11 protein-coding genes are annotated in these 12,842 nt (G+C 69.4%); 4 read left to right on the top strand and 7 right to left on the bottom strand.

What is annotated here, in order from left to right:
* Window positions 1-58: 58 nt before the first annotated feature.
* From dxs to xseB, 3 genes are read right to left on the bottom strand one after another with little or no spacing between them, the layout of a single operon-like run.
* Complete coding sequence (gene dxs, locus LRM40_RS07210) at window positions 59-1,954, bottom strand: 1-deoxy-D-xylulose-5-phosphate synthase (RefSeq protein ID WP_151124046.1); 1,896 nt, start codon at window positions 1,952-1,954, stop codon at window positions 59-61.
* A 53-nt stretch (window positions 1,955-2,007) separates the two neighbouring features.
* The gene (locus LRM40_RS07205) at window positions 2,008-2,892 is read right to left on the bottom strand and encodes a polyprenyl synthetase family protein (RefSeq protein ID WP_151124045.1); all 885 of its coding nucleotides are present in this window, start codon (window positions 2,890-2,892) and stop codon (window positions 2,008-2,010) included.
* Window positions 2,889-3,128 (bottom strand): exodeoxyribonuclease VII small subunit, encoded by a 240-nt coding sequence (xseB, locus tag LRM40_RS07200; RefSeq protein WP_151124044.1) that lies wholly within the window; start codon window positions 3,126-3,128, stop codon window positions 2,889-2,891. Before xseB ends, LRM40_RS07205 begins: the two co-directional genes overlap by 4 nt.
* A gap of 248 nt (window positions 3,129-3,376) precedes the next feature.
* Here xseB and LRM40_RS07195 point away from each other — a divergent pair, with 248 nt between their 5' ends.
* From LRM40_RS07195 to LRM40_RS07180, 4 genes are all read left to right on the top strand, one after another.
* Window positions 3,377-4,498, top strand: coding sequence for an aromatic ring-hydroxylating oxygenase subunit alpha (locus LRM40_RS07195; RefSeq protein WP_151124043.1), 1,122 nt, complete (start codon window positions 3,377-3,379; stop codon window positions 4,496-4,498).
* Between the two features lie 199 nt (window positions 4,499-4,697).
* A complete protein-coding gene (locus tag LRM40_RS07190; protein ID WP_151124042.1) occupies window positions 4,698-7,397 on the top strand; it encodes a bifunctional acetate--CoA ligase family protein/GNAT family N-acetyltransferase in 2,700 nt (899 codons plus the stop codon).
* Window positions 7,398-7,731: 334 nt separating this feature from the next.
* Window positions 7,732-8,157 (top strand): DUF3717 domain-containing protein, encoded by a 426-nt coding sequence (locus LRM40_RS07185; RefSeq protein WP_151124041.1) that lies wholly within the window; start codon window positions 7,732-7,734, stop codon window positions 8,155-8,157.
* Window positions 8,154-9,551 (top strand): MATE family efflux transporter, encoded by a 1,398-nt coding sequence (locus tag LRM40_RS07180; RefSeq protein ID WP_151124040.1) that lies wholly within the window; start codon window positions 8,154-8,156, stop codon window positions 9,549-9,551. The genes LRM40_RS07185 and LRM40_RS07180 overlap by 4 nt, the downstream gene beginning before the upstream one ends.
* Window positions 9,552-9,582: 31 nt before the next feature.
* Here the strand turns inward: LRM40_RS07180 and LRM40_RS07175 are convergent, their stop codons facing one another.
* The 4 genes from LRM40_RS07175 to LRM40_RS07160 form a co-directional block, all read right to left on the bottom strand.
* Window positions 9,583-11,106, bottom strand: coding sequence for a sensor histidine kinase (locus tag LRM40_RS07175; RefSeq protein ID WP_151124039.1), 1,524 nt, complete (start codon window positions 11,104-11,106; stop codon window positions 9,583-9,585).
* A complete protein-coding gene (locus LRM40_RS07170; protein WP_151124069.1) occupies window positions 11,103-11,810 on the bottom strand; it encodes a winged helix-turn-helix domain-containing protein in 708 nt (235 codons plus the stop codon). The genes LRM40_RS07175 and LRM40_RS07170 overlap by 4 nt, the downstream gene beginning before the upstream one ends.
* An 84-nt stretch (window positions 11,811-11,894) precedes the next feature.
* On the bottom strand, window positions 11,895-12,149 hold the full coding sequence (locus LRM40_RS07165; RefSeq protein WP_151124038.1) for a hypothetical protein: 255 nt from the start codon (window positions 12,147-12,149) through the stop codon (window positions 11,895-11,897).
* Between the two features lie 97 nt (window positions 12,150-12,246).
* Complete coding sequence (locus LRM40_RS07160) at window positions 12,247-12,819, bottom strand: TetR/AcrR family transcriptional regulator (protein WP_170288866.1); 573 nt, start codon at window positions 12,817-12,819, stop codon at window positions 12,247-12,249.
* Window positions 12,820-12,842 lie beyond the last annotated feature (23 nt).

The raw sequence follows: 12,842 nt of genomic DNA, 5'->3' as shown, positions 1-12,842 counted from the left end.
AGGGTTGATGCCGGTCACCCTCGATTGTGCTATGAGTGCGAGAACGCCGGGGCCGCGCTCAGGCGGCGGCCGGCTTCACCAGGGCCAGCGGGGCCCCGAAACGGCGGCGCACGGCCGCCTCGATGCCCGCGGCGTCCAAGCCACACAGCGCCAGCAGCTTGCCGTGGTCGCCATGCTCGATGAACTCGTCGGGCAGGCCCATCTGCAGCACCGGCACGGTGACGCCGGCTTCGGCCAAGGCCTCCATCACCGCACTGCCGGCACCACCGGCGATGCAGCCTTCCTCGATCGTGACCAGGCCCTCGTGGCGCTGGGCCAGGTCCAGCACCAGGGCCTTGTCCAGCGGCTTGGCAAAGCGCATGTTGGCCACGGTGGCATCCAGCTTGTCCCCCGCCTGCAGGGCCGGGTAGAGCAGCGTTCCAAAGGCCAGGATGGCCACGCCCCGGCCTTCGCGGCGGATTTCGCCCTTGCCCCAGGGCAGTTCGTCCAGCTCGGCGGCCGGCACCGTGCCGACGCCCGCGCCACGCGGATAGCGCACGGCCACCGGATGTTCCTGGCGATAGGCGGTGGTCAAGGCGCGACGGCACTCGGCCTCGTCGGCCGGCGTCAGCACGCTCATGTTCGGGATGCAGCGCAGGAAGGCAATGTCATAAGCCCCGGCGTGCGTGGCGCCATCGGCACCGACCAGGCCGGCGCGATCCAGCGCGAAGACCACCGGCAGGTTCTGCAGTGCCACATCGTGGATCAGCTGGTCGTAGGCCCGCTGCAGGAAGGTGCTGTAGATGGCCACGACCGGCTTGATCCCTTCGCAGGCCAGACCGGCGGCGAAGGTCACCGCGTGTTGCTCGGCAATGCCCACATCGTGGTAACGGGTGGGAAAGCGCCTCTCGAACTCGACCATGCCCGAGCCTTCGCGCATGGCCGGGGTGATGCCCACCAGACGCTCGTCGGCCGCGGCCATGTCGCACAGCCACTGGCCGAAGACCTGGGTGAAGGTCTGGGCCGCGGGGGCGGTGGACTTGACCAGCCCGATGGACGGGTCGAACTTGCCAGGACCGTGGTACTTGATCGGGTCTTCCTCGGCCGGGCTGTAGCCGCAACCCTTGCGGGTGACCACGTGCAGGAACTGCGGGCCCTTGGCCTGGCGCAGGTTCTCCAGCGTGGGGATCAGGGCGTCCAGGTCGTGGCCGTCGATCGGCCCGACGTAGTTGAAGCCGAACTCCTCGAAGATGGTGGCGTCGGGCACCACCATGCCCTTGGTGTGCTCCTCGAAGCGCTTGGCCAGGCCGTACAGCGGCGTGTTCTTCAGCACCGACTTGGCCCCCTCGCGGGCGACCGAGTAGAAGCGGCCGCTCATCAGCCGGGCCAGGTAGCGGTTGAGCGCCCCCACCGGCGGCGAGATCGACATGTCGTTGTCGTTCAGGATGACCAGCATGTCCGGCAGGCCCGCGCCACCCTGGAAGCCACCGTGGTTCAGGGCCTCGAAGGCCATGCCGCCGGTCAGCGCGCCATCGCCGATGATGGCCACGGCCTTGCGGCTTTCACCCTTGAGGCGGGCGGCATGGGCCATGCCCAGCGCGGCCGAGATGGAGGTGGACGAATGCCCGGTGCCAAAGGTGTCGTACTCGCTCTCGCTGCGCCGCGGGAAGCCGCTGATGCCCCCGAGCTGCTTGAGGGTGGCCATGGCCTCGCGCCGGCCGGTCAGGATCTTGTGCGGGTAGGACTGGTGACCCACATCCCAGACCAGCCGGTCCTGCGGGGTGTTGAAGACCGCGTGCAGGGCGATGGTCAGCTCGACCGTGCCCAGGTTGGACGACAGGTGGCCACCGGTGCGGCTGACCGACTGCAGGAGGAACTGCCGCAACTCATCGGCCAGCTGCTTGAGCTGGGGCCGGGACAGCTTGCGCAGATCTTCCGGACCGTGGATGTTCTCCAGCAAGGTAGGCTTGCTCATCAGGGATTGCTCCGGAACCGGCACGAGGGATCGACCATCCATGGTGCCGCAGTTCAGTATTGTCGGTCCACCACGCGCCCGGCCAGCCAGGCCAGGCGGCCCACGGACAGCCCGGAGCGGTCCAGGGCCTGCATGGCTTCGGTGTAGAGGCGCTGCGCGTACTGGTTGGCGGCTTCCAGACCCAGGGCCGAGACGTAGGTCGGCTTGTTGGCGTCCTCGTCCTTGCCAGCGGTCTTGCCCAGCACGGCCGAGTCCTGGGTGCAGTCCAGGATGTCGTCCACCACCTGGAAAGCCAGGCCGATGGCCGCGCCGTAATCGCTCAGGGCCTGCCAGCCGGTGTCGCCGGGCTGGCCGCAGGCCGCCCCCATCAGCACGCTGCATTGCAGCAGCGCACCGGTCTTGCGGCGGTGCATGTCGCGCAGCGCGGCCTCGGTCAGCGGCTTGCCCACGCTGGCCAGGTCGATGGCCTGGCCACCGGCCATGCCTTCCTGCCCGGCCGCGCGGGCCAGCAGGCGGACCAGACGCGCCTGCAGTTCGGGAGGCACACCGGTTTCCGGCGTGAGCACCTCGAAGGCCAGGGCCTGCATGGCGTCGCCCGCCAGCATGGCCTGGGCCTCGCCGAACTGCACATGCACCGTGGGCTTGCCGCGCCGGAGCATGTCGTTGTCCATGCAGGGCATGTCGTCATGCACCAGCGAATAGGCGTGGATCAGCTCGACGGCCACGGCCGCACGCAAGGCGGCCTCGCGGTGTCCCTGGACCGCCTCGCAGGCCGCCAGCACCAGGACCGGGCGCAGGCGCTTGCCGCCGCCCAGCACGGCATAGCGCATGGCCTCGCCCAGCCCCGCCGGCGCATCGGCCGGCACAAATCGGTCCAGGGCCTCTTCGACTTCCGCGAGGCTCTCTTGGACCCAACGCTCCCATTGGTTCACTGTCATTCGCTTGTCCAGGGCTTGAGCTGCCCTTCTTCGAGGACCTGGATCTGGTCCTCCACGGCCTTGAGACGGCCCCGGCAGAACGTCAGCAACTGGCTGCCCCGCTGGTAGCTTTCCAGCAGCTTGTCCAGCGGCAGTTGCCCACCTTCCATGGCCTGCAGCAAGCGGTCCAGTTCGGCCAGGGCTTCTTCGTAGCTGGCAGGCGCGGCGGGGGCTTGAGGGGTCGGGGAACGGGGCATGGACGCTGCAGATGAATAACCCCCATTGTAGTCAGCCGCCATGGCGATCCGTGGCAGACGACGGGGAAAGCTTCACAAATCAGAAACAAGCTCTTTGACTGTCGTCAATCCCCCAATACCCCTTGATCCAGAGGGTTCGGCTACAATTCAAGTTGCCCTCACCCTGCCGGTGGGGGTTTTTTCATTCCCACCCGCGGGGCCACCGGGTGGGGGGTTTCAAGACATGTTTTTTGGAGATCCTGGGGATCATGTCGAACCTGAGCATCACGCTGGAAGCTCTGGAGCGCGCGCGCTCTCAACTCTCTGTCAGCACCTATTTCGACGAGGACCTGTTCCGCCGCGAGCAGGAACTCATCTTTCAGCACGGACCGCGCTATCTGGCGCATGAACTGTCCGTTCCGCAGGTGGGCGACTATTACGCCCTCCCGCAGGAAGGCGAAGGTCGCGCGCTGATCCGCACCAACAAGGGTGTCGAACTCGTCTCCAACGTCTGCCGCCATCGCCAGGCCGTCATGCTGCGCGGCCGTGGCAACACGAAGTCCAACATCGTCTGTCCGCTGCACCGCTGGACCTACGATCTGGGCGGCCAACTGGTGGGCGCCCCGCACTTCGACCACGACCCCTGCCTGCACCTGAACAACTACAAGGTGCGCACCTGGAACGGCATGGTGTTCGAGGACAACGGCCGGGACATCGCGGCCGACCTGGCGGGCCTGGGCCCGCGCGCCGACCTGGACTTCTCCGGCTACGTGCTCGACCACGTCGAGATGCACGAGTGCAACTACAACTGGAAGACCTTCATCGAGGTCTACCTGGAGGACTACCACGTCGGCCCCTTCCACCCCGGCCTGGGCAACTTCGTCACCTGCGACGACCTGCGCTGGGAATTCGGGAAGCACCACTCGGTGCAGACGGTGGGCGTGTTCGACGGCCTGCGCAAGGTCGGCTCGCCCGTGTACAAGGACTGGCGCGACCAGGTGCTCAAGGCCCACGACGGCCAACCGCCCAAGCAGGGCGCCATCTGGCTGACCTACTACCCGAACATCATGATCGAGTGGTACCCGAAGGTTCTGACCGTCTCCACGCTGTACCCGGTCAGCACGCAGAAGACACTCAACGTGGTGGAGTTCTACTACCCCGAGGAGATCGCCGCCTTCGAGCCGGAGTTCTGCCAGGCCCAGCGGGCCGCCTACATGGAGACCTGCATCGAGGACGACGAGATCGGCGAGCGCATGGACCTGGGCCGCAAGGCCCTGTTCGAGCGTGGCGACGACGAGGTCGGGCCCTACCAGAGCCCCATGGAGGACGGCATGCAGCACTTCCATGAGTGGTACCGCCGCGTCATGGGCATGGGCCGCGCCTCCTGGTAAGCCGGCGACCTGCCCTCGCCGGCCGCCCCGCCGGCCTCCACAACGGGCGACCTCCGGGTCGCCCGTTGCATTTGGGGTGATCCCTGCCCACCCACTTGATCAAGGGCAATCCCACCCTTCTTTCTCCGCCCCCAAACGGAAGGCGCATCGTATGCTGCGCCCATCCCAGAACCTGCCGCTCGCGCGGATGAGCCCTCCCGTGGACAAGCACTTTCTGACCTCCCTGTTCACCCCGCGGTCCCTGGTGGTCTTCGCGGGCAACCCGGCCCAGCCGGATTCCGCCACGCCCCTGGGGCGGGTGCTGCTGCAATCGCTGGAAGAAAGCGGCTTCTCCGGACCTGTCACGCGGCTGGACATCGAAGGCGAGATCACCGCCAAACTGTCCGAACTGGCCCAGACGCGTGCCGATCTGGCCATCATCGCCCTGCCCGATGCCCAGATCGAGGCTGCCCTGGAGATCGCCGGGCGCATCCGCTGCCGCGCGGCCATGGTGCTGTCCTCGGGCCTGCCGCAAAGCACCTGTGCCGCGCTGCATGCCGTGGCCCGCCGCCACCACATGCCGCTGCTGGGCCCCAACAGCCTGGGCTTCCAGCGCCCCTCGGCCCACCTGAACGCGGGCGCCACCGGCCCGCTGGCCCAGCAGGGTCCGCTGGCCCTGGTGTCGCAGTCGGGCGCGCTGACCACCTCCATCCTCGACTGGGCGCGCCACAACGGCGTGGGCTTCTCCACCGTGGTCTCGCTGGGCGCGAACAGCTCGCTGGGCCTGGCGGAGGTGCTGGATTACCTGGCCAATGACAGCGCCACCCACAGCATCCTGATCTACATGGAAGGCATCCGCAACGCGCGGCGCTTCATGAGCGCGCTGCGGGCGGCTGCCTCGATCAAGCCCGTGGTGGTGATGAAGGCCGGGCGCAAGCCGGCCGGCTCCCACGCCGCGCTGACCCACTCGGCCGCCATCGTCGGCTCGGACGACGTGTTCGAGGCCGCCCTGCGGCGTGCCGGCGTGGTGCGCGTGCGCGCCTTCACCCAGTTGTTCTCCGCGGCCAAATGCCTGGCCTCGCGCTACCGGCCGGTGGGCAACCGGCTGGCCATCATCACCAACGGCGGCGGGCCGGCTGTGCTGGCCGCCGACTGGGCCAACGACCTGGGCCTGGAAGTGGCCCGGCTGGGCGACGCCAGCCGCATCGGCCTGGCACCGCAGCTGGGCAGCCAGGCCACGCTGGGCCAGGTGATCGACCTGGGCGAGGAGGCCACCGGCGCGCAGTACGCTGCGGCCCTGAAGGCCGCCAGCGGCGATGCCGGGGTGGACGGCGCCCTGGTGATCTACTCGCCCAAACCCGGCGGCCTGCCGGGGACCGAACCCGACACCGTGGCCACCGCCGTGACCGAGGTGGCCCACCTGCAGGGCAAGCCGGTGGTGGCCTGCTGGATGGGTGACGAGACGGTGCGCGGGGCACGCACCCTGCTGGCCCAGCATGCGGTGGCCAACTTCCGCACCCCGGAAGCCGCCGTGGAGGCCTTCGGCAACCTCGCCAGCTTCTACCAGAACCAGCAGCTGCTGCAGCAGACCCCGCCGCCGATGAGCGCGCTGGACAGCCCGGACGCCGAGGGCGCGCGCCTGCTGATCGAGAGCGTGCTGGCCGAGCGGCGCCATGTGCTGACCGAGATGGAATCCAAGGCCCTGCTGGCGGCCTTCCACATCCCGGTCACGCGCACCATGCTGGCCCGCAGCGCCAGCGAGGCCATGCTGATCGCCAGCCAGCTGGGCTACCCGGTGGCACTGAAGATCGACTCGCCCGACATCAGCCACAAGAGCGATGTGCGCGGCGTGGCGCTCAATCTGATGACCGCCACCCAGGTGCGCGACACCTACAACGACATGCTGGCCGCGGTGGCCAAGGTGCAGCCCCAGGCCCGCATCAACGGCGTCACCATCCAGCCCATGAGTGGCAAGCCGCGCGGGCGGGAACTCTACATCGGCATGACCACCGACGACCCCTTCGGTCCGGTGATCACCTTCGGTGCCGGCGGCACGATGATCGAGCTGATCGCCGACCGGGCCATGGAGCTGCCGCCGCTCAACCAGTTCCTGGCCCACCGTCTGATCGAGCGGGCCCGCGTGGCCGAGACGCTGGGCAGCTGGCGCGGCGCGCCACCCGTGGACGTGGACGCGCTGGAACAGGTGCTGCTGCGGGTGTCGGAAATGGTCTGCGCCCTGCCCCAGCTGCGTGAGATGGACATCAACCCCATCATCCTGGACGAGACCGGGGCGGTGGCGGTGGATGCACGCATCGTGGTGGAACCGGCCGCGCCCTCGTCGAGCCTGCCCTACCAGCATCTGGCCATCCTGCCCTACCCGGCCGGGCTGGCGCGCGAGTGGCCGCTCAAGGGCGGCGGGCTGTGCACCATCCGCCCCATCCAGCCTGACGACGCCGACATGCTGCAGGCCCTGGTGCGCGGTCTGTCGCCGGAAAGCCGCTACTTCCGCTTCGTCAGCGCGATGCAGGAGATGCCGGCCCGCATGCTGGCGCGCTACACCCTCATCGACTACGACCGCGAGATGGCGCTGGTGGCCGTGCGCCACCACCGTCAGGCGAACGAGGACGGCAGTTTCACCGACCGCGAGGAGATCATCGGCGTCTCGCGCTACATCACCAACCCGGACCAGACCACCTGCGAGTTCTCGCTGGTGGTGGCCGACAGCGTGTCCGGCCAGGGACTGGGCTCGCGCCTGATGCTGTCCATCATCGATGTCGCCCGCGCCAAGGGGCTCAGCGAGATCCAGGGCCTGGTGCTGACCCACAACGACAGCATGCTTCGCCTGATGCGCAGCCTGCACTTCGAGGTCAAACCCTATCCGGAAGACCCCGACTTCCGGCTGTGCACCTACCTCCTGTAAGGTCGAGCTTCTGACCGGTTGCGGCCGCCGGTCTCCTACAATGGCCGTTCACCCGCCACGATTGCGGAGGTCACCATGCTCGAAGACCTGGAAGTAGGCTCAAGAATGGGGATCTGGGCGGCTTGCATCGTCCTGATGCTGGTCCTGGCGGGTGTCGCGGGCGGCCTGTGGGTCCGCCAGTGACGGGCGGAACATGCGGCACGCGTGGCCGGTTCGGCGCCGCCGACCGGCTGGACCACCGCCCGCGCTCCGAACTCTCCCTGAGCCCCGTCGGCCGGCCCTTCTGCATCGGAGGCCACCCGGACGGTGGCTCTTCTGCACGCACGACGACGCCATGGCCGGCATCCACATTTCCGACCTCGAATCCGCCATCAACTGGTGGCGCGAACGCTCGCCCTCACCCGATGGCGTGACCGCCTGCCCCGAGGTGCTGGCCCTGGGCGAGCCCTATGCCCTGCTGGTCTACCGGCAGGCCCGCGAGGTGGACGAGGCGGCGCTCAGCCCGGCGGCCCTGGCGGCCTGGCTGGCCTGGTACGACAGCACGCCCGACGCCCCCTGCATCGCCATCTGCTCCACCGCCCAGGGCGACGCCGTCTGCAAGGGCTGTGGCCGCACCGAGGACGAGGTGCAGAACTGGCCCGTGCTGAGCCCGGCCGAGAAGCGCCAGGTCTGGCAGCGCATCACGCTGGAAGGCACGGCCTGGCGCTTCAACCGCTATGCCGAGCGGGCCCGAGGGGCCGACCCGGCGGACGCCCGATGAGCGACCGCAGCTGGCTGGCCAGCGTGCGGCGCATCGTCCCCCTGGCCTGGCCGGTCTACATCGGCCAGTTGGCGGTGCTCGCCTTCAACACGGTGGACACGGTGGTGGTGGGCCGTCATTCCCCCCTGGACCTGGCGGCCTTCGCGGTGGGCACCGCAGCCTACATCACCATCATCATCGGCTTCATGGGGGTGGTGCTGGCCCTCTCGCCTGTGGTGGGCCAGTTGCACGGCGCGGGGCGGCATGAAGCCGCTGGGGACCAGTTCCACCAGGGCCTGTGGCTGGCCCTCGGGCTGTCCGCCCTGGGTGCGCTGTTCCTGTGGTGGCCCGAGCCCTTCCTGTGGATGGCCAAGGCGGGCCCGGAGGTGGCCGAGCGCACCCGCAGCTACCTGCGTGCCCTGACCCTGGCCCTGCCGGCCGCTCTGGTGTTCACGGTGTTCCGCGCCTTCACCACCGCCGTGTCGCGCCCCAAGCCGGTGATGCTGCTGCAGCTGGGCGGGCTCTCGCTGAAGGTCCCCCTGACCATCGCGCTGGTGAACGGCTGGCCGGCCCTTGGCCTGCCCTCGCTGGGCGTGGCCGGCTGCGCCTGGGCCACGGTCATCGTGCTGTGGGCCCAGACGGCCGGCGCCTGGGCCTGGCTGCGCCGCGACTCCTTTTACACCCGCTTCCTGCTGTTCGAACAGGGTCTGCGCCGCCCGCACGCTCCCGCGCTGTGGGAGCTGCTGCGCCTGGGCGTGCCCATGGGCGCGGGCTTCCTGATCGAAGTGACCGGCTTCAGCTTCATGGCCCTGTTCATCGCCCGCCTGGGGACCACGCCGGTGGCCGGCCACCAGATCGCGATGAACCTGATCTCGCTGATGTTCATGCTGCCGATGTCGGTGGGCAACGCCACCAGCACACTGGTGGCCCAGCGCATCGGTGCACAGGCCCTGGGCGACGCCCGCCGGCTGGGCTGGCACGGACTCTGGCTGGGTGCCGGACTGGCCGCCCTGGTGGGTTGCGCCGTCTACCTGGCCCGCACCCCGGTGCTGCAGCTCTACACCCGCGACGCGGCGGTGGTGGCCGCCACCCTGCCCCTGCTGGCCTGGCTGGCCGTGTTCCATGTGGCCGACGCGGTGCAGACCGTGGTGGCCTTCACGCTGCGGGCCTGGCGCATCGCCACGGCGCCGATGGTGGTCTATGCGTTCTCGCTGTGGGGCGTGGGGTTGGGGGGAGGCTACCTGCTGGCTTTCAACGTGACGGGCGCAGTGCCCTCATCGCTGCAGGGCGCACCCGGCTTCTGGACCGCCGCCACGCTGGGACTGCTGGCCGCAGGCACCGGGTTGACGGCGCTGCAGGGCTGGGTGCTGCGGCGGCGCGTCTCGCCCGGAACGTCGGCCTCGCCCGCCGTGTGATGCCCGGCCCGCGGGGCGGGCAGGCGGTCGTTCAGACCCCCGCGGCCTGCAGCAGGCGCGCCGCCGGCAGGGTGAGCACGAAGCAGCTGCCACCGCCGTCGCGCGGCTCGCAGTGCACGCGGCCTCCATGGCGCCGGGCGATCTGACGGACCAGCGCCAGCCCCAGGCCCACGCCCCCCTCGCGCTCGGCATGTCCGGGCATGCGGTAGAAGGGCTCGAAGATCCGCTCGCGCTCGGCCTCGGGCACCCCCGGGCCGCGGTCACAGACCCTCAGCTGCACCTCGCCGGTGGCCAGTTGCAGCAGTTCGGCCCGGACATCCTGGCCACCGTAGCGGTGAGCGTTCTCCAGCAGGTTGCGCACCGCGCGGCGCAGCAGCCGCTCGCTGCCCCGCAGCATCAGGGGCAGGCCTTCGACCTGGGCGCCCACCCGACTGGCCTCCTCGGCCATGACCGCCAGGGCATCGACCGGGTCCTCCAGATCCACCGCCACGCCGGCCTCCAGCCGGCTGGACAGCAGCACCTCTTCCACCAGGGCATCCAGCTCGCGGATGTTGACCTCGATCTCCTTGCGCAAGGACACCCGTTGCGCCGGGGCCGCATCGTCCATCATGGACAGGGCCATCTTCAGGCGCGCCAGGGGCGAACGCAGCTCGTGGCTGGCATTGGCCAGCAGGCTCTGGTTGGACTGCACCAGGGACTGGATGCGCTGCGCGGCACGGTTGAAGCTGGCCGCCAGGGCGGCCACCTCGTCCTTGCCCTCTTCCTGGACCCGCTGCGCCAGCGCGCCGGCACCAAAGGCTTCCACACCCTGCTTGAGCCGTTCCAGCCGGCCGGTGATGCTGCGCACCACCGGATAGGCACCGGCGGCCACCGCCATGAACAGCATGGCCAGCAGCACGACCAAGCCCAGGCTGGCCGGCCATTCCCCACCCGGCCCCAGCAGGAAGCCCGGTGGCGGCAGCTGGGGCCGTGCCCCTCCGGGGCCATGCTCCGCACCTGCCGGCGCGGGCCCGACGGGGTTGGGCGGCCGCCCGTTCTCCAACGCCTCCAGCGGGCCGCCCCGCTCGTCGCCGGGAGCCCCACCCGGACGCTCGTCGGGAAAGCCCCTGAACTCATCGCGGGGTGGCCCGGAAGCCCCGACCTCCGGCGGCAGACGCCGCAGCGGCAGCATCCGCAGGTCCGGTCGCATGATGGAGAGCTTGCGCCCATCCTCCAGCGGCACCGTCAGCGGCCGCCCGTGGCCTTCGGCCTCGATGTCCAGGTAGCGCCGGGACGCGGCGATGCGCTGCCCCTGGGCATCCAGCAAGGCCAGCGGCGTGTGCATGCGGTGCGACCAGTCCTCCAGCGCGGTCGTCTGGTCGGCCAGCGAGGCGGTGCGGGGCGGCAGCGAGCCCTGGATCAAGGGTCCCCAGCCGGCCAGACGCTCGGACAGCAGGGCATCGGCCCGGGCCCTTTCCTGGGACAGGTGGCGCTCCAGCAGCCAACCGGAGGCCAGCGCAAACAGCGCCAGCGCCGCGATGACGGTCAGCCAGATCCGGATGTAGAGGGATCTCAATCCGCGTCCTGGCGCCGCGCGAAAACGTAGCCCGTGCCGCGCACGGTCAACACCCGCTTCGGGTTCTTCGGGTCATCCTCGATCACCGCGCGGATGCGGGAGACATGCACGTCGATGGAGCGATCGAAGGCCTCGAGCGGATGGCCCTTGAGCGCATCCATGATCTGATCCCGGCTCAGCACCCGGCCCGGGCTCTGGGCCAGCACGGCCAGCAGATCGAACTGGTGGCTGGTCAGCTCGCAGCGCTTGCCATCCAACCGAGCCTCCCGGGCGCCGAGATCGACTTCCAGACGGCCGAACTCCAGCACGTCCTCGACCTCGGGCTCGGGCGTGGCCCGGCGCAGCAGGGCCTTGATGCGTGCCAGCAGCTCGCGCGGCTCGAAGGGCTTGGGCAGGTAGTCGTCCGCGCCCAGTTCCAGGCCGACGATGCGGTCCATGGGCTCGCCGCGCGCGGTCAGCATCAGCAGGGGCAGGCGCTTGAGCCGAGCATCGTTGCGGAGCTCGCGGGTCAGGTCCAGACCGTCGCCATCGGGCAGCATCAAGTCCAGCACCAGGGCCTCGAAGGCCCCCACCTGCAAGCGGGAACGCCCTTCGGCGAGCGAACCGGCGGTCTCCACTTCGTAGCCATGGCCGCGCAGGTAGTCGCCCACCATCGCGGTCAGACGGGAATCGTCGTCAATCAGCAGGATCTTGGCAGCCGTCATCTCGACCTTCAGGTCGGACGCCATCAGCGGCGCCCGCTGGGAAGACTGGAACGTCAGCATGGTAACTCCCTCTACTTCGATCGATCACGACACAAGCGCCAGCGGTGCGCGCAGCCCTTCGGCGTTGGGCGGCCGCTGGTCACCTTGTGTCTCTTTGTGGCGGCGCTCCGACGGCAAGCGGTCACCATGGGGCGTCTCCAGCATCGGCTGGCCTGCGCCGGGGGAAGGCATGGCCCGGGCGGAAGCCAGGGCCACCACGCCCAAGCCACCCAGCATCACCAACACCAACCCCAGCAGGGCCACACTGGCCTGCCGTCCGCCCCAGGTCGAACGCTTCATCTCGGCATCCTTTCCGAGCCCTGATCGGGCATCCCCGGAATGCTGAGGAAGCTGCGTTAGCCCGCGTTGGCCGGACCGTAAAGATGGGTAAACCGGCTCACGCCCCCGCGGCGCCTTCCGGATTCATCCGGGCTCGCAGCGAGGCCAGGGCCGTGCGAGTCGTGTTCTCGATCAGGCGCTGGCGCGTCGCGCGGGGCGCCTGGGCATGGACCAGCAGCAGCATCTGGGCACCGAGCATCTGGGTCAGGATCTGGTCCCGACACTCCGCCATCCGCACCTCCTCGTCACGCGGCGACGACAAGGGGCGCAGCAGCTGATCCAGCTGAACACACTGCGCATGGAACCAGGTGGGTGGCCCTTGCCCATCGCCGTCGGCCTGCCAGGCCCGAAGGATCTCACGCAGATGATCGGGGTGGTCCATCCAGTAGGTCAGAAAGCCCTGCAGGCAGGCGTCGAGCCGGCTCCAGTCACACGGAGACGCCGCCGCCGCCTCTTCCCCACGAACACAGGCCAGTCGCAGCACGTCCGTCCAGATGTGATGCATCAGATGGGCCTTCGTGGGGAAGTAGGTGTAGAGGGCCATCGTGGAGATGCCCACTTCCCGGGCCAGGAGCCGCATCGACACCGCTCGCTCGCCGCCTTCTCGAAAGAGCCTCATGGCGGTGTCCACCAACCGTGCTCGCAAGGCTTCCC

This window comes from Ideonella dechloratans, assembly GCF_021049305.1.
Taxonomy (GTDB): Bacteria; Pseudomonadota; Gammaproteobacteria; order Burkholderiales; family Burkholderiaceae_C; genus Ideonella; species Ideonella dechloratans.
The sequence above is the reverse complement of the archived record's forward strand: the minus strand, read 5'-3'. Positions and strand labels throughout refer to the sequence as shown.